We start from the raw sequence: 23,147 nt of genomic DNA, 5'->3' as shown, positions 1-23,147 counted from the left end.
TCAAGATTCGATGTCGAGTCCGCTTCATGATTTGCTTCGTCATGGGAAGATGACTTTTTGAACAATCTCTTTTAGAGTAAATATACGCCTGTCTTGGCATACTATGGCCATTACGTAAGTAAAGGGGTGACCGGGATGGAGAAAAAGTCCGCCTCTTATGTGTATTTGCGTCTATGTAAACAAGTTGCGATCCCGCTGGGATCACTGATCCGGCTAAAGGATATTGCGCATGTGCTGGCTGAGCCCCAAATTGAACATAAGCTGCTTGACATTGTGATGGATCGGCCTGAGTGCAGTGATGGCAATTTGATTGTGATTGACATGCTTCAGGTGATTGCCAAAATCAAAGAGCTGTTCCCTGATGTTCAGGTGGAAATCATTGGAGAAGCACATGTGCTGGTAGAGATGATTGCCGAGAAAAAGAAGCCTTCGGTTATTTTGTTCATAGCAGTATGGCTGCTGCTGTTTTTTGGAGCCGCACTAACCATTATGAATTTTCATGCGGATGTCAGTATGCCTGCTGTACAAATTCGTATTGTCGAGATGATTACTGGAGAAAAGGATGAGCATCCTTATTTGTTCCAGGCAGCCTACTCGATAGGGATCGGGTTGGGGATGATTGTTTTTTTCAATCATTTGTTCAAAAAAAAGTGGAACGAGGAGCCTACCCCGTTGGAAGTTGAAATGTACTTGTATCAAGAAAACCTAAATCAATATGTAATTGCCGAGGAATTCAAAAAACAACGTGAAGCAGAACGAAACTCCAAGGGGAACACGTCCTGATGTCGCCAGCAGCATTACTCGTAACTCTTTTTTTAGGCTTGGCGGGGGGGATTGCTGTAGGGGGTGGAGTTATCGCTTTGTATATTGTGCTGGATATGATACCAAGACTGGCACAGGTAACGAGATCATATGATAAGGTCCATTGGTACGAAGGAGCCATGGTAGGAGGTTCTGTTGTGGGGACGGTGGCGGATTTCTGGAACTGGCACTTTCACGGTCCATGGATCGGAAGCGGTGTTGTAGGGCTGTTTGACGGCTTTTTTGTCGGGATGCTCGCAGCAGCATTGACTGAGGTGCTCAATGTGCTGCCTGTTCTCGCCAAGAGACTTCGTATGCAACGTTATTTGTTCGGTTTATTGCTCGCTATGGTATGCGGAAAGGTAGCAGGTTCATTATTTGAATGGTTTGTGTATAGACAGTAATTTTTTGAAGAGGAGGCACTTAAAGAATGATGAATCAAGATCAGGGCGGAACGGGCTTCGAAAATGAACAAGAGCCCCGGCATGTCGTTGAATATGTCCCAGGCACGAATGAGCTGGAACACCATGAGGAGGACAATTCGGTTAATAGGGCGGAACAGATCAAGAAACAATCGGAGATGTCCGATACAGTTGAGGAATCAGTAGCCTATTGGCAAAAGAGTGATGCAATCAGCCGCAGTCTTGAAACAACAAAAAAAACGCTGGATAAAGTGGTGGCACTCGGTGAGAGCTTTGATGTTGTCTTTCGCGAGATGACTTTTGGCGGTGTGAAGACGGGGCTGTTTTTTATTAATGGCTTTGCGAAAGACTATATTATGCAAGAAATTATAAAAAGATTAACCTATCTGACACCTGAAAGCCTGGACTCCGGGGCATTGCATTCATTTTTTGATTTGTATATCCCGCATATTCAGGTTGAAAAAACTGAAAAGTTGAGCAAGGTTATTAATGATGTTCTGATTGGCATGAGCGCATTGTTTATTGAGGGTGAACGGATTGCGATTATCATGGATACACGTTCCTATCCGGTAAGAAGTCCGGAGGAGCCATCGTTGGAGCGAGTAGTGCGTGGTTCAAGAGACGGATTTACAGAAACGATGCTTACCAACGTATCTCTTGTCCGCAGACGTCTGCGAGATCCCGGGGTAAAGTTTGAAGTTTTGAAGGTTGGCAGGAGAACGCAGACAGATGTCTGCATATCTTATATCGATGATATCGTTGATAAGGCTCAAGTGGATGCCGTTCGCAAAAAGATTGAAAACATTGATATCGATGGCATCCCGTTAGCCGATAAGCAACTGGAAGAAGCGATAGTGAAAAAAGGATGGAATCCTTACCCGTTGGTTCGTTATTCGGAACGTCCCGATGTCGTGGCATCTCATTTGCTTGAAGGACGAGTGGTTCTTTTTGTAGACACTTCCCCAAGCGTAATTATTCTTCCAACAACCTTCTTCGATCTGTGTCAGCACGCGGAAGAAAACAGGCAAACTCCGTTTATGGGTACCTATTTAAGGTGGGTGAGATTTTTCGGGATCTTTGCATCGCTGTTTTTGCTTCCTATGTGGCTCCTTGTTGTTATTCATCCTGAATTAAAGCCAGTCGCTCTCTCGTTCATCGGACCACAGCAAACAGCGAAAATACCGCTTATTGCCCAATTTTTGATTGTAGAATTTGGGGTAGATTTGATGCGAATGGCCGCGGTGCATACTCCGACACCACTTGCTTCAGCCATGGGCCTCATTGCAGCGATTTTGATCGGGGATATCGCAGTGAAGACGGGGCTTTTTGTAAACGAGGTAGTGCTGTATATGGCGGTGGCTGCAATCGGAATGTTTGCTACACCGAGCTATGAATTAGGTCTCGCGAATCGAGTGGTAAGGCTGTTTCTGTTAGTGGCAGTTGCGATTTTTGGCGCACCGGGATTAATTGTGGGCACAACCGTGTTTATCATTTATCTTACGACGCAGCGCTCCTACAATTCGTCTTACATGTGGCCATTTATTCCATTTAATGCAAAGGCTATGGCAGCGATTCTGTTTCGTGTGCCTGTCATAACTTCAAAACTAAGACCGTCTTTTAACAAAACAAGAGACAATACGCGGATGCCTCAAAAAGAATAGCAATCGGTAGACAACGGGCTTGTCAGTAAAAAAACACAAATCATATTTCAAAAAATCCATTTTTCAGGCGGCTGGTTGTTTGCTATACTGGTGTAAAATTGATTGTGGAGGACTGTATAGATGTATTTACACGGTACCAGCAAAATTAATACAAAAGGTCATCTTGAGATCGGCGGCTGCGATACAGTTGAACTGAAAGAAACTTACGAAACGCCGCTGTACATTATGGATGAAGCCCTTGTTCGGCAAAGAAGCCGCGAATATATGGAAGCGTTTAGAGCATCTGGCTTGAATTTTCAAGTTGCGTATGCCAGCAAAGCTTTCTGTGTAATGGCGATGTGCCGATTGGTTGAAGAAGAGGGGTTATCTCTTGACGTAGTCTCTGAAGGTGAATTGTATACAGCCCTTCAAGCAGGTTTCCCTGCAAACCGTATTCATTTTCATGGCAATAACAAAACACCGGAAGAATTGGAAATGGCTATTTCCGCTAACATTGGTTGTTTTGTTGTGGACAATTTCACGGAAATGCATATGCTTCAGGCAATTGCAGCCGAAAAAGGTCTTTCGGTTAACATTTTACTTCGTGTGACACCAGGTGTTGAGGCTCATACTCATGAGTATATTTCAACGGGTCAAACGGATTCTAAATTTGGTTTTGATATCGGTAACGGATCGGCATTCGAAGCAGTGGAATTGGCTTCTATCAGTCTGAATCTTAACCTGCTTGGGTTGCATTCCCATATCGGCTCGCAAATTTTTGAGGTTGAAGGCTTCCAGATGGCCGTGGAGAGAGTGGCGGGCTTCTCCATTCAAGTAAAAGAAAAGCTCGGAGTAGTCTTTAAGGTGATCAATCTTGGTGGTGGATTCGGAATTCGTTATACCGAAGGTGATACTCCGCTCAAAGTTTCTGATTATGTGAAGGCAATTACAGATTCTGTGAAACAATCTTTTGGAGGCGCATATGCTCAGCTTCCTGAGATTTGGGTAGAGCCAGGCCGTAGTATTGTCGGTGATGCTGGAACTACACTTTATACTGTTGGTACAAGTAAAAACATTCCTGGCGTACGTAAATATGTTGCTGTTGATGGCGGTATGACTGACAACCCTCGTCCAGCCTTGTACGAATCCAAGTATGAGGCGATGCTCGCTAATCGCGCCAACGATGCAAATGAAGAGACTGTTTCTATTGCAGGCAAATGCTGCGAAAGTGGAGATATGCTGATTTGGGATTTGGACTTGCCGCAAGTGAACAGTGGCGATTTGTTAGCTGTATCCTGTACAGGTGCATACAATTACGCGATGGCGAGCAACTACAACCGGATTCGTCGTCCGGCAGTCGTGTTCGCTAAGGATGGTCAAAGCGATCTTGTAGTTAAGCGTGAGACGCTGCAGGACATCGTATCAGGCGACGTTATCCCTGAGCGAATTGCTAAACAACCTTCATACAAATAAAATTATTTAGGAATCAGCGCCGAACGAGCAGGCCTTGAATTAGCGGGCTTGATATCTTTGGCGCTGTTTTTTTGCTCCTGACGTAATTTCATAGTAAACTGTAAGAAGTCTGTTGATTTTATTGAACAACCTTATAAGAAGAAAAGGAAGTGTTAGTATATGAAAAAGGGTAAAATCGTATTGGAAAAAGGCGGAGAGGTTGAAATTCAATTTCTGCCTGAAGAAGCCCCAGGTACAGTAGCAAACTTTGAAAAATTAGCGAACGAAGGATTTTATAACGGACTTAGTTTCCACCGTGTAATTCCTGGTTTCGTTGCTCAAGGTGGCTGCCCAAATGGAACTGGTACTGGTGGTCCAGGTTACTCCATCAAATGTGAAACCGCAACAAATACTACAAAACACGAACGTGGTGTGCTTTCAATGGCTCATGCAGGTAAAGATACTGGCGGCAGCCAATTCTTTATCGTATACGAGCCACAACCACATTTGAATGGTGTGCATACTGTATTTGGTAAAGTAACCACTGGCATGGAATTGATCGATCAAGTTCGCCCTGGCGACAAAATGAAAGAAGTATCTGTTTGGGACGAAGAATAGGAACTCAAAAACAGAATTTGTAAAATAATAAACCACCTTTTCGTTGGATAAAGTGAAGCTTTAATTGATCACTTTCATACGAAGAGGTGGTTTTTCTTTTGACTGATACACTCGAAATTATTATGGTAAATACATGGGTTTGAGGGGGGCGATGCATAGAACATCTCCTACACCGCCTCTTCTTCCTCAACACCTATTGATTAGAGTGATTAGCCTCATCCTTTATTTCTGCACGTTGACCTTCAATACTTCTTAATCGTTTGGCGTTTTTACTTTCGATTTGTTGTTTTTCATCACCTGTAATTTCGTCCGCATGCTCGCTTAAGTAATCTTGAGCTTCACGAAAGTTTTCAATTGTATTTTGTACACTTTCCTGCAGTTTTTCTACATTATCTGAGCGGTCATCTGGTTTTGCCACTTAAATCCCTCCTGGTATGGTGTTTAGGACGTCTCTGTTAAAATTCCAATTTCTTAGCGCATTTATTCTTCATAAGGTTTACTTCTTCACAATGGAAATCGTGGTAAATCAATCCGGGAAAATTGATAATATAAGTATCCACCTTGATTTTTAGGATTAATAGTGTTAACATTCGGTTTGTAAGCAAAGTAATGAATGGACAACAGCATATTAGTTATCCTTCGGGGTTGGGTGAAATTCCCTACCGACGGTGATGGCGAGCCTGAGCCATGAAGCAATTAAGTAATTCTGCAGCTCAAGGCAAGCATAAGTCCGTGACCCGTATGCGGCATATATTAAGCATATGGCTGAGCCGGTGTGATTCCGGGACCGACAGTAAAGTCTGGATGGGAGAAGGAGAGCGCAGAGCACACGACGTTTCTTGTACGAGTGTGCTTCATGATAGAGTATATTTTTCAAGTTCCAAATTTCACATATGAAGTTCTATTGGTAACTTGGGAAGCTAGGCTCACTTTATTTGCGTACGACAACTCTCATAGAGATCAACCCTGCCAAGGAATAAAGGTAGGGTTATTTTTGTTTTATTAATTTTAGCTGTATTGGTTTGTAAAGGGAGAGATTGCGGCATGAACAACATCAATGATGAGTATTACATGGGGCTTGCGCTCGACATGGCGGAGCGGGCACAAGGACAGACCGGAATTAATCCGGTAGTCGGTGCTGTTGTAGTCAAGGATGGTGAGCTTGTAGGCGTAGGGACACATTTGAAGAGGGGAACACCCCATGCAGAGGTTCATGCTCTTAACATGGCAGGATCACGCGCTGAAGGAAGTACGGTGTATGTATCGCTGGAGCCGTGCAGCCACTACGGAATTACCCCACCCTGCTCCGAGCGTCTCATCAATGAGAAGGTAGCAAGAGTTGTGGTTGCGTGTGAAGATCCCAATCCTCAGGTTGCTGGGCGAGGAATTGAAATGCTTCGCAATAGCGGTATAGAGGTTGCGGTAGGAGTTCTCAGAGAACGAGCATTGCAGCTTAACAAAAAATTTATTAAGTACATTACGACTGGCCTTCCGTATATCACCATCAAAACCGCAAGCACTCTTGATGGCAAGATTGCCTCAAAAAGCGGAGACAGTAAATGGATTTCGAATGAGTCTGCAAGAGAAATCGTACATTCGATGCGTCATCGGCATCAAGGTATTATGGTTGGCGTCGGCACAATCGTTGCGGATGATCCTCAGCTTACGACAAGACTTGCGGTTCCAGGAATATCACCTGTTCGGATCGTGGTTGATTCCAGCTTGCGAATTCCCGATGATAGCAATGTATTGACCGATGGACTGGCACAAACCATCCTGCTTACGACGACTAAGGCAAATGAATCCAGGGCAGCTGCATTGCAAGAGCGTGGAATTCAGATTGTCTTCTGTGGAGACGGTCCTGAAGTTGATTTGCAGCAGGCTATGAAGAAGCTAGGTGAACTCGGCATTTCATCAATTCTGGTGGAAGGCGGCGGCCGCATGAACGGGGCGATCCTTCAGAATGCACTGGCAGATGAAATTGTATTGTTCCTGGCTCCTAAGCTGATCGGAGGGCTGGATGCCCCGGGAAGCTTTATGTTCGAAGGATATGAACTAATGAAGGATGCAATTACGTTACAGAATCTTGTTGTTGAACAGATTGGCGACAACATCTGTGTCTCGGGTAAACCGATCTATTCCGCTTGAGACTAGGAAATTAAGATAAGGATTAGCCTGGCAGACAAGGAGGGAAGTCTATGTTTACCGGACTTGTGGAAGAAATCGGGACAATGAAATCGATTAGCCGTAAGGGAGAAGCGATGGTGCTTCATATTTCGGCTAAAGTAGTCACAGACGGAATCAAGCTCGGTGATAGCATCGCAGTAAATGGAGTATGCCTGACGGCTACTTCTTTTGACAATACTTCTTTTGCCGTTGATGTCATGCCGCAAACCTTTCGAAACACTAACTTAAAGGACTTAAAGCCTGGAAGTAAAGTGAATTTGGAGCGAGCGATGCTGGCAGGTGGAAGGTTTGGAGGACATATTGTACAAGGCCATATCGATGGTACGGGCAAAATTATAGGTAAGAAGCAGGACCAGAATGCAGTCGTGTATGAAATTGAGCCTGCAAATTCAGCATTGTTAAAATATATCATTCCAAAGGGCTCCATAACGATTGATGGAATTAGTTTGACGGTAACACAAGTGTCTCAGGGGCGTTTTTCAATATCGATCATTCCACACACATTAGCCGAGACGATTCTCGCTTACAAGCACTCTGGTGATACGGTGAATCTTGAAGGTGATGTTATAGGCAAATATGTCGAGCACCTGTTAAAGTTCGCTGGCGCTTCACCAGTTTCTGACAGTAATGAGCAGGGTGATGCCGAAGGGGAGACCATTGATATTCCTTTTTTGTCACAGCATGGTTTTATGTGATTGGATATTGGAACAGAGATACGATTGATGCAGCTCCGGAATGAGTAGGAGGTTAAAAAAATGAGCGAAATAAAATTGGATCGAGTAGAGGATGCCATTTATGATTTGATGCGAGGCAAGGTTGTCATCGTTGTAGATGATGAAGACCGTGAGAATGAAGGCGACTTCATCGCTCTCGCAGAAAAAGCTACGCCGGAAGTCATTAATTTTATGATTACACACGGAAGAGGATTAGTTTGCTTGCCAATGACGAGGGAGCGTGCGGAAGAGCTTGAATTCCAGCCAATGGTTTCTCACAATACAGATAATCATGGAACAGCATTTACGGTGTCCATTGATTATCATTCGACAACGACCGGGATTTCTGCATCTGAACGTTCCTTAACAATCCGTGGGATTATGGACCCTGCGGCAAAACCAAGTGATTTCCGTCGTCCTGGACATATGTTTCCCCTTATTGCCAAGAAGGGCGGGGTTCTGAGACGGGCAGGCCATACAGAGGCTGCAGTTGATCTGGCTCGATTATGTGGTTCTTATCCGGCTGGAGTCATCTGTGAAGTCATCAAGGAAGACGGCACGATGGCAAGACTACCTGATCTTGCGGAAATTGCCAAAATACATGATCTCAAGCTGATTACAATTAAAGATTTAATACATTACCGGAATGAAAAAGAGGAGCTTGTGCATCGTGAGGTAGAGGTGCGGATGCCAACAGATTATGGCGAGTTTCGTGCGATTGCTTACACGAATGATGTAGATTCCAAGGAGCATGTTGCTCTGGTAAAAGGCGATATTAACGGCGATGACCCAGTACTCGTTCGTGTGCACTCGGAATGTTTGACCGGGGATGTGTTCCATTCACATCGTTGTGATTGCGGACCACAATTTGAAGCGGCTCTGCGTCAAATCGAAGAGGCAGGCTCAGGGGTACTGCTGTACATGCGTCAAGAAGGTCGTGGAATCGGCCTGATTAACAAGCTAAAAGCATATAAGCTGCAAGAGCAGGGGTTGGATACAGTGGATGCGAACCTGAAGCTGGGTTTTCCTGCAGATCTACGGGACTATGGGATTGGCGCTCAAATTTTGAAGGATCTTGGAGTGCGCCAAATCCGTCTTATGACCAACAATCCGCGTAAAATCAAAGGCCTGGAAGGATACGGGCTGGAAGTTGTTGAACGCGTACCCATTCAAATGAAGGAAAATGCAGACAACACCAACTATTTGCATACCAAGCAAGCCAAATTAGGGCATTTGCTGAAGTTTGATGATTTAGAGCAGGATGAAATTAAATAAATTCGATAATTGATGAGGAGAGGATCATTATGTTAAATGTATTTGAAGGAAATCTCGTATCGGAAGGTCTAAAATATGGTATCGTAGTTGGAAGATTTAACGAATTTATTACGAGCAAGCTGCTCAGCGGAGCGCTTGATGCATTGAAACGTCATGGCGTTAAAGATGAGGAAGTTAGCGTGGCTTGGGTTCCAGGAGCTTTTGAAATCCCGTTTGCTGCCCAAAAATTGGCAGAGAGCGGCAAATACGATGCAGTAATTACGCTTGGAACTGTTATTCGCGGATCAACCACCCATTACGATTACGTTTGCAACGAGGTTGCAAAAGGTGTAGCAGCAGTCGGTCTAAAAACAGGAGTACCAACGATTTTTGGCGTGGTAACGACTGAAAATATTGAGCAAGCCATTGAACGCGCCGGAACTAAAGCCGGAAACAAGGGCTGGGACTCTGCGATGGCAGCAATTGAAATGGCGAACTTGACGAATCAGCTAAAATAGTGCTTATTTAATGTAGTACCCTTATTTTTAGGGTACTGCATTTTTTTACGTTGTGGGCCAATAGGCCATATGCAATGTATGGGTGGAGGATATTCATTGACGACTGTACTTTATAAGCTGGAGACGTTCGAGGGCCCGCTGGATTTGCTCTTGCACCTGATCGATAAATCCGAGATTGACATTCAGGACATCTCCATTAGTGAAATAACAGATCAGTATCTGGAATATTTGCATAATATGAAAGAACTGGAGCTGGAAGTGACTAGCGAATTTCTTGTTATGGCAGCTACTTTGTTGTCTATTAAGAGCAAGCAACTGCTTCCTAAACCGCCTGTCATTGAATTTGATGACGATTTCGAATATTTAATGGATGACGAAGAAGATCCAAGAGACGAACTGATTCGTAAACTGATTGAGTATCGTAAATATAAAGGAATTGCCGAGCATTTGCATGAACGCGAGTGGGAAAGAAGTCTTATTTTTTCTAAAGAGCCTGAGGACTTGACTCCATTTTTGCCAGAGGTAGTGGAAAATCCGGTAAAAGGACTTCACGCTGCAGATTTGATCGCGGTGTTTCAGAAGGCGCTAAGAAAAGCGGTAAAACGCAATGTAGTAGCCCGTATTCACCGGGATGAAATATCGGTCAAGGATCGGATTAGGGAAGTAGTATCCGCGCTTGAGAGCGCAGGAAAAGGTGGAAGATTGCTTTTTTCTAAGCTGTTGCACGAAGAAATGTACCGTCATGAGATCGTAGTTACCTTTTTGGCGATATTGGAGCTCATGAAGATGAAACAAATTGTATGTTATCAGAACAAGCTGTTTGATGACATCGTTATGGAGTGGAGAGGGGAAGGAACGGTCAATGAATTTTCAGGACTTGAAATCGATTATTGAGGGATTATTATTTCTGGCGGGTGAAGAAGGAATCAGCGTAAAACAACTAGTAGAAGTGACGGAACAACGTCAGGATTTGATTCTCGATGCGCTTCAAGATATGAAGAATTCTTTTGAAAGGGAGGGGCGTGGACTTCAAATCGTGCAGATTGCGGGAAGTTATCAACTAACTACGCTGCCGCAGCATGCTCCTTACTTTGAGAAATTGGCGTATTCACCTACTCGCTCGTCCTTATCTCAAGCCGCATTAGAGACACTTTCTATCGTAGCTTATCGTCAGCCGATTACACGGATTGAAGTGGAAGAAATCCGCGGAGTCAAGTCCGAAAGAGCGATTCATACTCTCGTTAACAAAGATTTGATCGAGGAAGTGGGACGAGCTGAGGCGATTGGGCGTCCGATTTTGTACGGAACAACGAAAGCCTTTCTTGATTATTTTGCTCTCGCCAGTCTTAAGGATCTACCAGACCTCGCGGATTTTGAAAGCTCGGAGCAGCTTGAAGAGGAGACACAGCTCTTATTTCAAAAGCTCGAGGAGCAGCAATTGACGTTTGATGATGTGGATAGTGAGGCAATTGAGTCGAATGTAGATTCTGATCCGGTATTGTTATCAAGTGAAGAATAATTGTTTGCTTTGCTTTAGATAGCATAGGCTTCTAAGCAAGGGGGGTGTCCCATAAGTGGATTTTTATCCGCATGGTGACACCCCTCTTTTATTAGTTATCGATGCCAAAGCTGGAATGTTTTCTGAGCCTATAGACATAATAAAAGAATGTTGTTAAATGACAATGGCAATGGAGGGCTTGCCGGTGTGGATATGGATCGGAAGCATCCTGCTCCTGTTGCTGATTATCATCGCCTTGCTCCTGACATCTGTAATTACGGTTCGGCTAAGTGTAACTAAGAAAAATTGGGATGATTCAGTAATTGTTGATGTGAAGATGTTGTATGGGCTTGTTACTCTCCATTATGAAGTGCCTGCAATTGTACTGAAGAGCTTGCAGGAAGGTGTGTGGGTAGAAAAAAGCCAAAGCGATAATATTCTCAAAGGACATACTTCAAATGAGGAGCAGGTTATTGATCAGGAAAAAGTGCATCAATGGACTAAAGAGTTCAAAGAGATACTCTCAGCTACGAAAGGGCTAAAAAAATGGATGCGTAACACGCTGGACCGAGTCGCGATTCGCAAACTGGATTGGTCAACGAATATAGCGTTATCTGATGCAGCGCATACTGCCACGTTAACTGGAGTTTTATGGGGCGTCAAATCTGTCCTGGTCGGGTTTTTAAGTTACCATGTTACCCTGCTGCAAAGACCCAAAATTTTTGTTGTTCCCGTCTTTGGCAGTCGGCCGTTATTTACCACGGAGATACACTGCATAGCTCAAATTCGCTGCGGTTATGCTATACATGCTGGACTGGTACTCATAGTTCGCGTGTTAAAAGTGAAAGGAGGAATCCGTAAGTGGCTGAGCATCCTATTCAAGGCCTAATGAAGACGGCAATGGAAAACATTAAGGATATGGTCGATGTCAATACGATAGTGGGGGAAGCGGTTGAAACACCGGACGGAAGCGTCATTCTTCCCATCAGTCGTGTCGGGTTCGGTTTTGCAGCTGGAGGTAGCGATTTTAATGTCGATGACAGACAACACAAAAATTCATCCAGTCAAGGCTCTGACTCCGATTCTGCTTCCAATAACGGCGGACTTCGTCCGTTCGGCGGAGGCAGCGGGGGTGGTGTGTCGATAAACCCGATCGCTTTTCTTGTCGTCGGTAAGCAGGGGGTTAATATCGTACCGCTTGACAATCAGACACATCTTATGGAAAAAGTGATTGATTCGGTTCCTGGAGTAATCGACAGAATCGAGAACATGATCGCATCTTGCGGTAAAAACAACAGTGGGGGAACACCGGAACTGTAAAATCGACTTCAACCCACACTTTAACTGCGATGACAATTGATCCTTTCCTGTACATCGGAAAGGGTCTTTTTTTAATGGATAAGCCTGGGCTTGGACATACTTTTGTATGGGTATGCATATAGTTAAACTAGTTCGCGAAAGCGAAGGTCGGAGGGAATCGAAATGAGGAAACCAACTTTGATTCGCAGTTTTTGCCTCATGGCACTCAGTCTGATACTTGCTTCACAAATAGAAATGCAAAAGGTACAAGCTAAAGAAGAAACTATTGTCCCCCCGTCTACGCATGCACGAGCTGCGGCATTGATTGATGTAACATCGGGCCGGATTTTGTTCAGCAGTCATGGAGATGAGGAGCTTCCGATTGCGAGTCTGACCAAAATAATGACAGCAATTGTTGCGATTGAGCACGGAAAAATGAACGAGATCGTCAAGGTAAGCAATCAAGCATATCGAAAAGAAGGATCATCAATCTATCTGCAGCTTGGAGAGGAAATGAGCCTTGAAAATATGCTGTACGGATTAATGCTTCGTTCAGGTAATGATGCGGCTACAGCAATTGCAGAGCATGTCGGGGGCTCAGAAGAAGGTTTTGTGCTTCTGATGAATGAAACAGTAGAATTGCTGGGGTTAAAGCATACTCGCTTTCAAAACCCTCATGGTCTTGATGCCAAGGGACATTACTCCTCTGCTAATGATTTAGCCGCAATGACGGCATATGCGCTGCATAATCCGGTATTTAAAGAAATTGTGCGAACGAAGGCCAAAAAAGCACCCAATCCCAATGATCCTTGGGACTATAAATGGGATAACAAAAACAAAATGCTGCGATTTTACGAGGGAGCTGATGGTGTAAAGACAGGATATACGAAAATTGCAAGGCGTTGTCTTGTCAGCTCCGCTACTCGAAATGGACAGCAGCTTGTTGCCGTAACTATTAACGATGGGGATGACTGGAACGACCATGCAAAGCTTTTGGATTACGGATTCGAGAATTATCCTTTAACTGAGCTAATAGGTGAAGGACAGCGAGTACAGAGCGGTTTAGTGACGAGAAGCGAATTCAACTACGCCTTATCCAAAGGAGAGACGGAACAAATCGAGCGGCGTCTTATTCTGAAGAAAACATCACGACTTGATGATTTCGGATACAAGGGAAAAATAACTATTTCATTGGATGGCAAGGAGATTGGATCGGTTCCTATATATGATCAAAAGGCTACGGAGTCACTGGCTCTGGAGCAGCAGAAAGGCAGCTGGATCGATTCCTTTAGATTGATCATGAGGAAGCTTCTTATTGAAGTCTAGATAAATTTAATGTGATTATGACGGGGGGGCTGGGAAGCGATGGTGAATAAAATTTGGCTTGCACTCATCATAATTGGCTTTGCATTCGCCGCAATCAAAGGAGACATCAATGTTGTCACTCAAGCTGCTTTTGATGGAGCTGCAACAGGGGTTACAGTATGCTTCGGACTAATCAGTGTATTAGTTTTTTGGCTTGGCATTATGCGGCTTGCAGAAGATGCGGGACTTGTCAAAACCATTTCCAGATGGCTCGGTCCTGTCGTTAGCTACTTATTTCCTGACGTTCCGAAAAATCATCCGGCAATGGGATATATACTAACAAATATGAGCGCTAATTTGCTGGGACTCGGAAATGCCGCAACACCCATGGGGATCAAGGCTATGCAGGAGCTCCAGGAATTGAATCCGGATAAAGAGACCGCTTCACCTGCTATGTGTACACTGCTTGCACTAAATACCGCCAGTATTACTTTAATCCCAACCACACTCATTGCGATCCGCCTGAATTTTAATTCTGCAAATCCTGCCGAAATCGTTGGATCGACCCTACTCGCCACAGCTGTTGCAACAACCGCTGCCATTGTGGCGGACCGTTGGTATCGTCATCGTGATTTGCGAAAAAAACCACCGGTAGCTGCTCCTCCTCCGACCTTAACACTAAAGAGGTGAGTCTCCTTGCTGGAATGGATTAATATATTGTCCGCCTGGGCAGTGCCTGTCATGATCGCTTTTATACCGTTATATGCCCATTTTAAAAAAGTGCCTGTATACGAATCTTTTGTGGATGGAGCAAAGGATGGATTCTCCACCGCGATCAGTATAATTCCTCACCTGGTCGGTATGATGGTCGCTATCAGCGTATTTCGTGCATCTGGTGCACTTGAGTTTTTCGTAGGTTGGATGACTCCGTTTCTACAGAGCTTACATATTCCGCCAGAAGTGCTTCCCCTCGGAATTCTCAGGCCACTGACAGGAACAGGGTCATTGGCCTTCACAACAGACCTGATCAAAACCTATGGACCGGATTCGATGATCGGAAGAATAGCTTCAACTGTGCAGGGCAGTACAGATACTACATTGTATGTGTTAACCGTATATTTTGGAGCGGTAGGCATTAGAAATGGACGATATGCTCTGAAAGTAGGGCTTTTCTCCGATTTAATCGGTTTTGTTGCCGCTATATTCGTGTGTTTGCTCTTATTCGGCTAATATTTATGCAGTCAGGCGATCTACTTCGTCTGACTGTTTTGTTGTGCTGTCGATCGTTGCCGCTATTGTGATTTTGTTCTCTTATAGGTATCATGTGTATGAGGTGACTTAATAACAATGGAAAGATTGCAAAAAATAATGGCTGAAGCGGGCGTAGCATCGCGTCGCAAATGCGAAGAATTGATACTAAGCGGCAAAGTCCAAGTGAACGGTGAGACGGTTACCACCCTTGGAACGAAAGCTGATCCTGCAGTAGATGAAATTACAGTAGACGGTAAGCCTGTTGGCGCCGAGAAGAAGATGTACCTTGTATTTAATAAGCCAAAGGGCGTTATTACGAGCGCGTCTGATCCGCAAGGCAGAAAAATCGTCACCGATTATTTGAAGGGAATAACTGAGCGGCTCTATCCGGTAGGTCGCCTGGATTATGATACTGAAGGTTTGCTTCTGTTAACGAATGATGGACATTTTGCTCATATGCTAACTCATCCGAAGCACCATGTCCCCAAGACATATCACGCCACTGTAAAAGGTGTGCCTCACGGCAGCGAGCTGGACAAGCTGAAGAAGGGGGTCATGCTGGAGGATGGCATGACAGCACCGGCTGAGGTTGAATATCACGATATTAATCCTGAAGGAAAAGAATCAACGATCTCCATTACTATTCATGAAGGACGGAATCGTCAGGTTCGCCGCATGTTTGATGCTATTAATCATCCAGTAAATAAGCTGAAACGAATTTCATTTGGCGATTTATTCCTCGGCAATTTAAAAAGAGGATCTTATCGCCATTTGACGAAGGAAGAAATTGAAGGGTTGTTGAAGCAGGTTCGACTCGCCGGTAAGTATAACAAGGCTGAAGCACCAGCCGAATCAGCCGATTCTAGTACGAGTAGTCAAATTGAATCCCTGCCTAGAAGAACAAGAAAGCCAAAAACAAACAACTGGAGCAAGTCATCTGCCAGGCCGAATAGTCAGAGCCAAGATAAATCAAGCGTACGAAACAATAAGCCGAATCGCCCAAATAAATCAGACAATAATTCTAGCAGAAGAACTAACAATCCAGGAAGATCAGGCAAATCGCCGAAAAGATAATTTTTGATACGATAATAATAAATAGTGCGGTGAACAAGCGGAATATTTGAAGCCAACTGAGTGGTTGCCGTAAAAAGGCTCAAATTATTTCGGTTTTCACCGCATTTTTTTATAAGGACACATAATATTCAAATTTTTCCTTGCTGAAACTGTGTCATTTTTCGTTATAATGTTCATAGGATATTCACTATTTGTCCATTAATTATGATTAATGTCATGGTAAGGGAGAGTTGGCAATGGGGAAAGCGAGACGTCCCGTACAGATCATCATACTCATATTTATTGTTATCCTTGGGAGTTATGCAATCGGCTCTGCTGTTCTTGGCAATGGAAGCGAAAAGCCGCAGATTGGGGATAAACCTCCAGCTGTCAAGCTTCTTGGTCTGGATGGCAAAGTACATACGCTGGATGATTACAAGGGCAACGCCATTGTTATCAATTTCTGGGCGACATGGTGCACTTACTGTGTCAAGGAAATGCCTGCTCTTCAGCAGCAATGGGAGAAGTGGCGTGATCAGGGAGTAGTGATTCTTGGCGTTAATACGGGTGAAGACAAGATGACGGTTCAGAATTTTACAGAGCAAATGGGCGTCGATTTTCCTGTTTTATACGATTCCAATAATGAAGCCGTTGTACGATATGGTGTCGTTCCGATGCCTACGACTTTCTTTGTAGATAAGAAGGGTAAGATTGCCTCTATCCATGAAGGGGAGCTTAATTTGACTACTTTAGATGATCAAATTAAGCAGCTGGTGAAGCCTTGATGAATATAAGGGGGCCGTATCTTGATTAAAAATACAAAATGCGAGTGCGGGCATCAGAACAGAGTAGGGACGGTGCTCTGCGAAGCTTGTGGCAAACCGCTCTATGAAATTTCGAATCCCGATGAATTGCTGGAGATGCGTTATGATGGTGTCGCTAGACGATCTCAACGAAGTAATCCGAATTTTATAGATAAGATTTGGAATTTCTTCTCGTCAGTAAAAGTAGCTATCTATCTCATTATCATCACCTTGATCGGAGCTATTTTCGGGACGATTTTTGAACAGGAGAGCAATTTTGTTAATTTTGACCCTTCAACATTTTATAAAGAAAAGTACGGGGCGATCGGAGATATTTACTACAATCTAGGGTTATCACATACATACGAATCATGGTGGTTCGTTCTGCTGCTCGTGATGATCGGGGCCTCACTTGTAATCTGCAGCCTGGATCGTGTGTTGCCACTTTACAAAGCGCTTTCAAAACAAAAAATACACAAGCATATGCAGTTTTTAACCCGTCAAAAGATTGTGTATCAAGGGCCGATTCATGGAGATGCGGCTCAGTGGGTATTGCAGGCTGCAGCTGTACTAAAGAAAAAAAGATACCGGGTGCACGTGGAGCATGATGCTCTGCTAGCTGAGAAGCAAAGATTCAGTCGATGGGGGCCATATGTCATTCATATTGGACTTATTGTCTTTTTGTTAGCGGTATTGTTTCGTGGTCTTCCAGGACTTCATCTTGACAAGCATTACTGGTTTCCAGAGGGTGAAATTACGAAAATCCCGGATACGAAGATGTATATGAAGAACGAGAAGTTCACTGTCGAGTATTACACGGAGGATGAAATGTCTGAGGAGTTTCGGAGCACAGGAAAAATTGTTCCCAAGCTGTTTGAGACTCAAGTTACACTTTATGAGTGTACCGCAGATTGTGACGATCCTTCCAGGGAACCGCAGTTAACCGAGGTTAAGCAGCATGCCATAAGGGTTAATGATCCTCTCAATTTTAAGGGCTTGAAGGCTTACCAGTTCGATTATGATCTAACTCCTAAACTACGCTCTGTTCAACCGATGCTGGTAGATAAAGTAACCGGAGAACAGTATGGTAAATTCAAGCTTGAGATGACGAATCCGGAGCGTAATTTTGATGTAGGACCATATACTTTGGAGCTAAAAAATAAATTCATGGATTTCTCCTTGAATGAACAGGGACAACCGATCTCTAAATCAAAGGACCCTAATGCTCCGGCATTTCTTTTTGTTATCAAAGGTCCCGATTTACCGGAGGAAGGCAGTCAATACATTTATTTTCCTAAACAGATCGATAAAGAAAGATTTCAACAGGATTCCATTAACGAGAAGTTAGGCGGTTTGCAGAATAAGCTCGTTTTAGACGTAATTGGAATGGAAGATGTGGATTTCATACAGTCCTCCAGTTATTTGAACATAAGAATCGATCGTGCGATGCCTTACGTATGGACGGGTCTTGGTATTGTTATGCTCGGCCTGATTATGGGATTTTATTGGCAGCACCGGCGAATTTGGCTTCGTATCGATGGCGGGGTGTTAACACTCGGGGGGCATACGACCAAAAACTGGTTCGGAATGCGCCGCGAAGTGGCCTCGTTACTGAAGGTCATGGGAATTGATGTGGAAGAGAAGTCACTCGATAACGGAGGTAACCGGTCATGAGTTTATTGGAAATTAGCAGGTACGCTTTTGTCACGGCATTTTATTTATATTGTGGAGCATTTATTTTTTATGTAATAGCTGTAACAGGACGTACCTGGAGTAATCGTGATCCGAAGCAGCATGAACGCAAATGGGGTAAAATTTCATTCACGACCTCAACATTGGGGCTCATTGCACATTTGATTTATTGCGGAACACGGTGGGGCTATAGCGGTCACATTCCGGTAAGTAATATGTATGAGTTTATGACGTTCCTGTCGATGATGATCATGACGGCATTTACTATTATTTTTCTGATTTATCGCAAAATATTGCTTGGTATGTTCGCACTTCCAATTGCAATTATTATTATGGCATATGCAGCTGTGTTTCCACAGGATGTTCAGCCGCTTATACCTTCGCTGAGATCGATTTGGCTCTACATCCATGTTACTTTGGCAGCTGTCGGAGAATCGTTTTTTGCGGTCGGTTTTGCCGCCGGATTTATGTATTTGCTAAGAACTGTTGATTTCAATGGAACTGACAAATTAGCTCGCCGACAAAAATGGTGGGTTGAATTTACTATGTTTTCTATTATTATAGTATTGGGCTTTATTATTTCTGTTTTCGCTTTCCGAGCATCTGGTTATGAAGCTGTTTTTACACAAAATACGACAACCATTGACAGCCAAGTGGAGCAAAATAGTACAATAGACAATGAGGTCTATAAATTGCCCCCTATTGTGGCTCCTTATAATAGCCAAATAGAGAGCATTCAACCGTTCCTAGGAATGGATAAACCGTGGTTCGAAGCTCCATCCTGGATGAATGGTGCTCATGCGGGCCGCAAGTTTAATACGGTAATATGGGCAGTATTAACCGGTGTATTGTTATACGTTATTCTCAGACTGGTTAGTCGTCGTCCCCTTGGTAAAGTACTCGCGCCAACTTTAAATGGAATCGATCCAGATGATCTGGATGAGATCAGCTATCGGGCGATTGCGATTGGTTTTCCAATCTTTACGCTTGGAGCGCTTGTGTTTGCAATGATTTGGGCACAGCAGGCGTGGGGCCGTTTCTGGGGTTGGGACCCGAAAGAGGTATGGGCTTTAATTACTTGGCTCTACTATAGTGCGTATCTGCATCTCCGCTTGTCACGCGGCTTTCAGGGGCGTCAGGCATCCTGGCTCGCTGTTATTGGTTTTCTAGTGGTTATGTTTACGCTTGTTGGGGTTAACCTAATTATTGCCGGTTTGCATTCATATGCAGGGACAGATTAATGATATAACCGTATCCATATGTTCTATAATGAATGGGTAAGATGATGAAGGGGTTGTTGTTCATGTCAGATCAAGAGAACCGTATTTTGGTAGTAGATGATGAAGAACGGATTCGCCGTCTATTGAAAATGTATTTGGAAAAAGAAGGATATGAAATTGACGAGGCAGAAGACGGTGAGACTGCTTTGAAAAAGGCAAGCACAAATGATTACGGTCTTATCTTGCTGGATGTTATGCTTCCAGGCATCGATGGAATCGAGGTATGTAACCGTCTGAGACAGATCAAAGCAACGCCTGTACTTATGTTAACGGCAAAAGGTGAAGAAATTAACCGCGTACAAGGGTTTGAAGTTGGGGCCGATGATTACGTTGTCAAACCGTTTAGCCCACGTGAAGTCATATACCGGGTAAAAGCAATTATGCGCCGCGCTTCAGCTACAGCTTATTTGACTAAAGAGACTGGTGCGAGCAACAATATTGTTTTTCCTCATCTTATAATTGAACATGACGCCCATCGGGTGACTGCAAGTGGCCAGGAAGTTAGCTTGACTCCAAAAGAGTATGAACTCCTGCATTACTTGGCTGTATCTCCTGATAAAGTGTTCTCTCGTGAGGAATTGCTGAAGGACGTATGGAATTATGAGTTTTTTGGTGATTTAAGAACGGTAGATACGCATGTGAAGCGTCTGCGCGAAAAGCTTAACAAGGTGTCTCCCGAATCAGCGGCGATGATTACGACTGTATGGGGTGTAGGATACAAATTGGAGGTAGCAAAGTAACGTGAGGTTCTGGAGGACGCTAGTCGGTAAACTCTGGGTTACGATCATATGTCTAGTAGCCTGTGTATTAATGCTGCTAGGTCTGTTCTTGCTGCCATATATCGATACCAATTTTACAAATCCGGGAGCGATCAAGAAGCTGTTTGTGATTGTTTGCATCATTGGTTTCTCCCTTACAACTTTTTTTGCACTATTTTTAATTACCAAAATCACACAGCCGATGCAGCAATTGATCCGGGCAACAGATTCTGTGCGAAAAGGAAAATTCGATACCAGATTGTCGCTTAAAACAAGTGATGAAATTGGACAGCTGGCCAGTACATTTAATCATATGGCTGAGGAGCTTGAAAATACAATTCGCAGTCTCAATCATGAGAAAGAGCATTTATCGAGCATACTCCGTAGCATGAACGATGCGGTGATTACGCTTGATGGCGATGGTTATGTTATTTTGACGAATCCGCCGGGTGATGAATTGCTTCATTTGTGGGGCGATTTGCAGGAAGAGGAGCTCGAGGAGGTCAATATTAATAGTGTACATTCTTCGTTAACTAAAGCTCCTACACCACTCTTATCGATGTATACTCGTGTGCTTGATGAGGAAGAAGACCAGAGCATGAATGTTCACGTCAAAAAGGGAGTATGGTCTGTACATATGGCTCCGCTCACTTCTGATGGAGAGGTACGTGGTGCTGTAGCCGTTCTGCGGGATGTAACCGAGGAAGTACGACTTGAGAAAATGCGCCGTGATTTTGTTGCAAATGTCTCTCATGAAATTCGGACGCCGCTCTCTATGATGCAAGGCTACAGTGAGGCTCTGCTTGATGGCATGGCGACATCTCCAGAGGAGAGAGAGGAGCTCGTACAGGTCATTCACGATGAATCCCTGCGGATGGGCAGACTTGTACGTGATTTGCTTGATTTAGCACGCATGGAAGCGGGTCATACCGATATGGTAATGAGACCGATGGATTTTCGCGAGCTTGCTGAAAGGGTGTATCGTAAGTTTCTGGTTCGCGCGAAGGAGAATGAAATTAATTTCAAGCTTGAACTTGATGCCGGGACGCTTACTTTACAGGAAGCTAACGAGGATCGACTTGAGCAGGTGTTAACGAATTTGCTTGATAACGCATTAAGACATACACATGAAGGCGGACAAATCACTATCGCTGCTAAATTGAAGGAAGGTAAACGCGGCCCTGAGATGCATGTTTACATTCAGGATGACGGTGTAGGAATTCCACCTGATGATCTGCCTTATGTATTTGATCGATTCTACAAAGCCGATAAGGCACGAGTTCGCGGTGAGAATGGCGGAACAGGGCTTGGATTGTCAATTGTGAAAAATATCGTGGATTCTCACCAAGGTTCGATTCAAGCTGAGAGCGAAATTGGCAAAGGAACAGTGTTTCATATCATATTACCTGTCGAAAAGCAAAAATAAACATCACAAAGACAAACATCCTTTGAAAAAAGGGATGTTTTTTTGTTGAATTCAGAAGATTAATCTTGTTCAACGTGAAACAATAATAGGTATTTTAGATCAACAAATCAAGAATAATGGGTAATAGAATAATAAGCTTCGAACAAAATACGAGGGGATGATTCCTGTGAAAAAGAACGTAATATTGGAAGAAGTGGCAATGAATTTCGTTAAAGATACCTCAGAACCACCATTTTTATTTCAGTTAGGCCCTGAAAAGGGACGACATGCCGTTAATGAAATACAATTAGGCGAGGCTGATAAGCTCCCTGTAAATATTGAGGATTTAACAATAGAGGGCGGACCGAAGGGGAGGGTATCCATTCGATTGCTTCGCCCGCGAAATGCGACTGGAAAGCTGCCGATTATCCTATACATTCATGGAGCGGGCTGGGTGTTTGGCAACGAGCATACTCATGATCGCCTAATCCGTGAGCTGGCAGTAGGAGCTGAGGCTTGTGTCGTTTTTCCAAATTATAGTCTTTCACCGGAAGCTAAATATCCTACGGCTATTGAAGAAATTTATGAGGTGCTAAAGTGGGTTGAACGTAATAGTAAGGGGCAGGGATTCGACATTAACAATATTTCTGTTGCAGGCGATAGTGTTGGAGGGAACATGACAGCCGCTTTAACCTTGCTTGCTAAGGAACGTAAAGGACCGAAAATTCACAAGCAATTGTTGTTCTATCCTGTTACCGATGCTGCATTTGATACGGATTCTTATCACGAATTTGCAACTGGTTATTATCTGAGACGTGATGCCATGCAGTGGTTCTGGTATCAATACACAGATGACCCAAATGAGAGAAAAGAAATTACAGCGTCTCCGCTTCATGCGACCAAACAACAGCTTGAAGGATTGCCGCCTGCGCTTATTATTACAGCTGAAGCTGACGTGCTCCGTGATGAGGGAGAAGCGTATGGAAATCATCTTCGTGAAGCAGGAGTACCTGTGATCACAGTCCGGTTCCAGGGGATCATTCATGACTTTGTTATGCTGAATGCTCTGGTCGATACACAAGCAGCGAGGGGTGCACTTATGTTAGCCAAATCATGGCTTAGGGATCGATAATTTCTGTATAAGATACATTCTATGACCGTATCTCATGTGTAATAGTGTCATGATGCGGAATTCCTG

Annotated in this window: 23 protein-coding genes, 1 pseudogene and 1 riboswitch; of the genes and pseudogenes, 23 read left to right on the top strand and 1 reads right to left on the bottom strand. The window is 43.9% G+C overall.

Features of this window, described 5'->3' with window-relative positions:
- Positions 1-135 precede the first annotated feature (135 nt).
- The 5 genes from BLS49_RS19915 to BLS49_RS19895 all read left to right on the top strand — a co-directional run bounded on the left by BLS49_RS19915 (position 136) and on the right by BLS49_RS19895 (position 4,933).
- Entirely contained in the window at positions 136-783 is a 648-nt protein-coding gene (locus BLS49_RS19915) for a stage V sporulation protein AA (protein WP_091234999.1), read from the top strand.
- The gene (locus tag BLS49_RS19910) at positions 783-1,205 is read left to right on the top strand and encodes a stage V sporulation protein AB (RefSeq protein ID WP_091234997.1); all 423 of its coding nucleotides are present in this window, start codon (positions 783-785) and stop codon (positions 1,203-1,205) included. The genes BLS49_RS19915 and BLS49_RS19910 overlap by 1 nt, the downstream gene beginning before the upstream one ends.
- Before the next feature lie 29 nt (positions 1,206-1,234).
- Complete coding sequence (locus BLS49_RS19905; protein ID WP_175471483.1) at positions 1,235-2,884, top strand: spore germination protein; 1,650 nt, start codon at positions 1,235-1,237, stop codon at positions 2,882-2,884.
- 120 nt (positions 2,885-3,004) lie between these two features.
- Positions 3,005-4,336 carry a diaminopimelate decarboxylase gene (lysA, locus tag BLS49_RS19900; protein ID WP_091234993.1) on the top strand — a complete coding sequence of 444 codons (1,332 nt, stop codon included), beginning with the start codon at positions 3,005-3,007 and terminating at the stop codon, positions 4,334-4,336.
- 159 nt (positions 4,337-4,495) lie between these two features.
- The gene (locus tag BLS49_RS19895; protein ID WP_091234991.1) at positions 4,496-4,933 is read left to right on the top strand and encodes a peptidylprolyl isomerase; all 438 of its coding nucleotides are present in this window, start codon (positions 4,496-4,498) and stop codon (positions 4,931-4,933) included.
- A 193-nt stretch (positions 4,934-5,126) separates the two neighbouring features.
- Here the strand turns inward: BLS49_RS19895 and tlp are convergent, their stop codons facing one another.
- On the bottom strand, positions 5,127-5,351 hold the full coding sequence (gene tlp / locus BLS49_RS19890; protein WP_091234989.1) for a small acid-soluble spore protein Tlp: 225 nt from the start codon (positions 5,349-5,351) through the stop codon (positions 5,127-5,129).
- A gap of 213 nt (positions 5,352-5,564) precedes the next feature.
- Positions 5,565-5,753: riboswitch (FMN riboswitch) on the top strand.
- A gap of 224 nt (positions 5,754-5,977) precedes the next feature.
- Here tlp and ribD point away from each other — a divergent pair.
- The 18 genes and pseudogenes from ribD (at position 5,978) to BLS49_RS19800 (ending at position 23,081) form a co-directional block, all read left to right on the top strand.
- Positions 5,978-7,081: a bifunctional diaminohydroxyphosphoribosylaminopyrimidine deaminase/5-amino-6-(5-phosphoribosylamino)uracil reductase RibD gene (ribD, locus tag BLS49_RS19885; protein ID WP_091234987.1), complete on the top strand. Its 1,104-nt coding sequence runs from the start codon at positions 5,978-5,980 to the stop codon at positions 7,079-7,081.
- 50 nt (positions 7,082-7,131) lie between these two features.
- Positions 7,132-7,815 (top strand): riboflavin synthase, encoded by a 684-nt coding sequence (ribE, locus tag BLS49_RS19880; RefSeq protein ID WP_091234985.1) that lies wholly within the window; start codon positions 7,132-7,134, stop codon positions 7,813-7,815.
- Positions 7,816-7,875: 60 nt separating this feature from the next.
- Positions 7,876-9,108, top strand: coding sequence for a bifunctional 3,4-dihydroxy-2-butanone-4-phosphate synthase/GTP cyclohydrolase II (locus BLS49_RS19875; RefSeq protein WP_091234983.1), 1,233 nt, complete (start codon positions 7,876-7,878; stop codon positions 9,106-9,108).
- A gap of 29 nt (positions 9,109-9,137) precedes the next feature.
- The gene (ribH, locus tag BLS49_RS19870) at positions 9,138-9,605 is read left to right on the top strand and encodes a 6,7-dimethyl-8-ribityllumazine synthase (protein ID WP_091234981.1); all 468 of its coding nucleotides are present in this window, start codon (positions 9,138-9,140) and stop codon (positions 9,603-9,605) included.
- A 78-nt stretch (positions 9,606-9,683) separates the two neighbouring features.
- Complete coding sequence (locus BLS49_RS19865; protein ID WP_091235075.1) at positions 9,684-10,499, top strand: segregation and condensation protein A; 816 nt, start codon at positions 9,684-9,686, stop codon at positions 10,497-10,499.
- Positions 10,468-11,124, top strand: a complete 657-nt coding sequence (gene scpB / locus BLS49_RS19860; protein WP_091234979.1) for an SMC-Scp complex subunit ScpB — start codon at positions 10,468-10,470, stop codon at positions 11,122-11,124. Before BLS49_RS19865 ends, scpB begins: the two co-directional genes overlap by 32 nt.
- 157 nt (positions 11,125-11,281) lie before the next feature.
- Positions 11,282-11,992: a DUF2953 domain-containing protein gene (locus tag BLS49_RS19855; RefSeq protein WP_245742589.1), complete on the top strand. Its 711-nt coding sequence runs from the start codon at positions 11,282-11,284 to the stop codon at positions 11,990-11,992.
- Positions 11,965-12,423: a GerW family sporulation protein gene (ytfJ, locus tag BLS49_RS19850; RefSeq protein WP_091234972.1), complete on the top strand. Its 459-nt coding sequence runs from the start codon at positions 11,965-11,967 to the stop codon at positions 12,421-12,423. Before BLS49_RS19855 ends, ytfJ begins: the two co-directional genes overlap by 28 nt.
- Before the next feature lie 162 nt (positions 12,424-12,585).
- Complete coding sequence (locus tag BLS49_RS19845) at positions 12,586-13,728, top strand: D-alanyl-D-alanine carboxypeptidase family protein (protein ID WP_091234968.1); 1,143 nt, start codon at positions 12,586-12,588, stop codon at positions 13,726-13,728.
- 39 nt (positions 13,729-13,767) lie between these two features.
- Entirely contained in the window at positions 13,768-14,397 is a 630-nt protein-coding gene (locus BLS49_RS19840; protein ID WP_091234966.1) for a nucleoside recognition domain-containing protein, read from the top strand.
- Positions 14,398-14,403: 6 nt separating this feature from the next.
- Entirely contained in the window at positions 14,404-14,937 is a 534-nt protein-coding gene (locus BLS49_RS19835) for a spore maturation protein (protein ID WP_091234964.1), read from the top strand.
- Positions 14,938-15,054: 117 nt separating this feature from the next.
- A pseudogene (locus BLS49_RS19830) lies at positions 15,055-15,762 on the top strand (pseudouridine synthase); the annotation flags it as partial.
- 506 nt (positions 15,763-16,268) lie between these two features.
- Entirely contained in the window at positions 16,269-16,796 is a 528-nt protein-coding gene (locus tag BLS49_RS19825) for a redoxin domain-containing protein (RefSeq protein WP_091234962.1), read from the top strand.
- 21 nt (positions 16,797-16,817) lie between these two features.
- Positions 16,818-18,488 (top strand): cytochrome c biogenesis protein ResB, encoded by a 1,671-nt coding sequence (resB, locus tag BLS49_RS19820; protein ID WP_091234961.1) that lies wholly within the window; start codon positions 16,818-16,820, stop codon positions 18,486-18,488.
- Positions 18,485-19,747, top strand: coding sequence for a cytochrome c biogenesis protein CcsA (gene ccsA / locus BLS49_RS19815; protein WP_091234959.1), 1,263 nt, complete (start codon positions 18,485-18,487; stop codon positions 19,745-19,747). Before resB ends, ccsA begins: the two co-directional genes overlap by 4 nt.
- 62 nt (positions 19,748-19,809) lie before the next feature.
- Positions 19,810-20,526, top strand: coding sequence for a response regulator transcription factor (locus BLS49_RS19810; RefSeq protein ID WP_091234957.1), 717 nt, complete (start codon positions 19,810-19,812; stop codon positions 20,524-20,526).
- Between the two features lies 1 nt (position 20,527).
- Positions 20,528-21,970: an ATP-binding protein gene (locus BLS49_RS19805; protein ID WP_091234956.1), complete on the top strand. Its 1,443-nt coding sequence runs from the start codon at positions 20,528-20,530 to the stop codon at positions 21,968-21,970.
- A gap of 166 nt (positions 21,971-22,136) precedes the next feature.
- On the top strand, positions 22,137-23,081 hold the full coding sequence (locus BLS49_RS19800; protein ID WP_245742587.1) for an alpha/beta hydrolase: 945 nt from the start codon (positions 22,137-22,139) through the stop codon (positions 23,079-23,081).
- The last annotated feature ends 66 nt before the right edge of the window (positions 23,082-23,147 follow it).

It is taken from the genome of Fontibacillus panacisegetis, assembly GCF_900102215.1.
Lineage (GTDB): Bacteria > Bacillota > Bacilli > Paenibacillales > Paenibacillaceae > Fontibacillus > Fontibacillus panacisegetis.
Note: the sequence above shows the minus strand (reverse complement) of the source record. Positions and strands in the feature narration are given on the sequence as shown.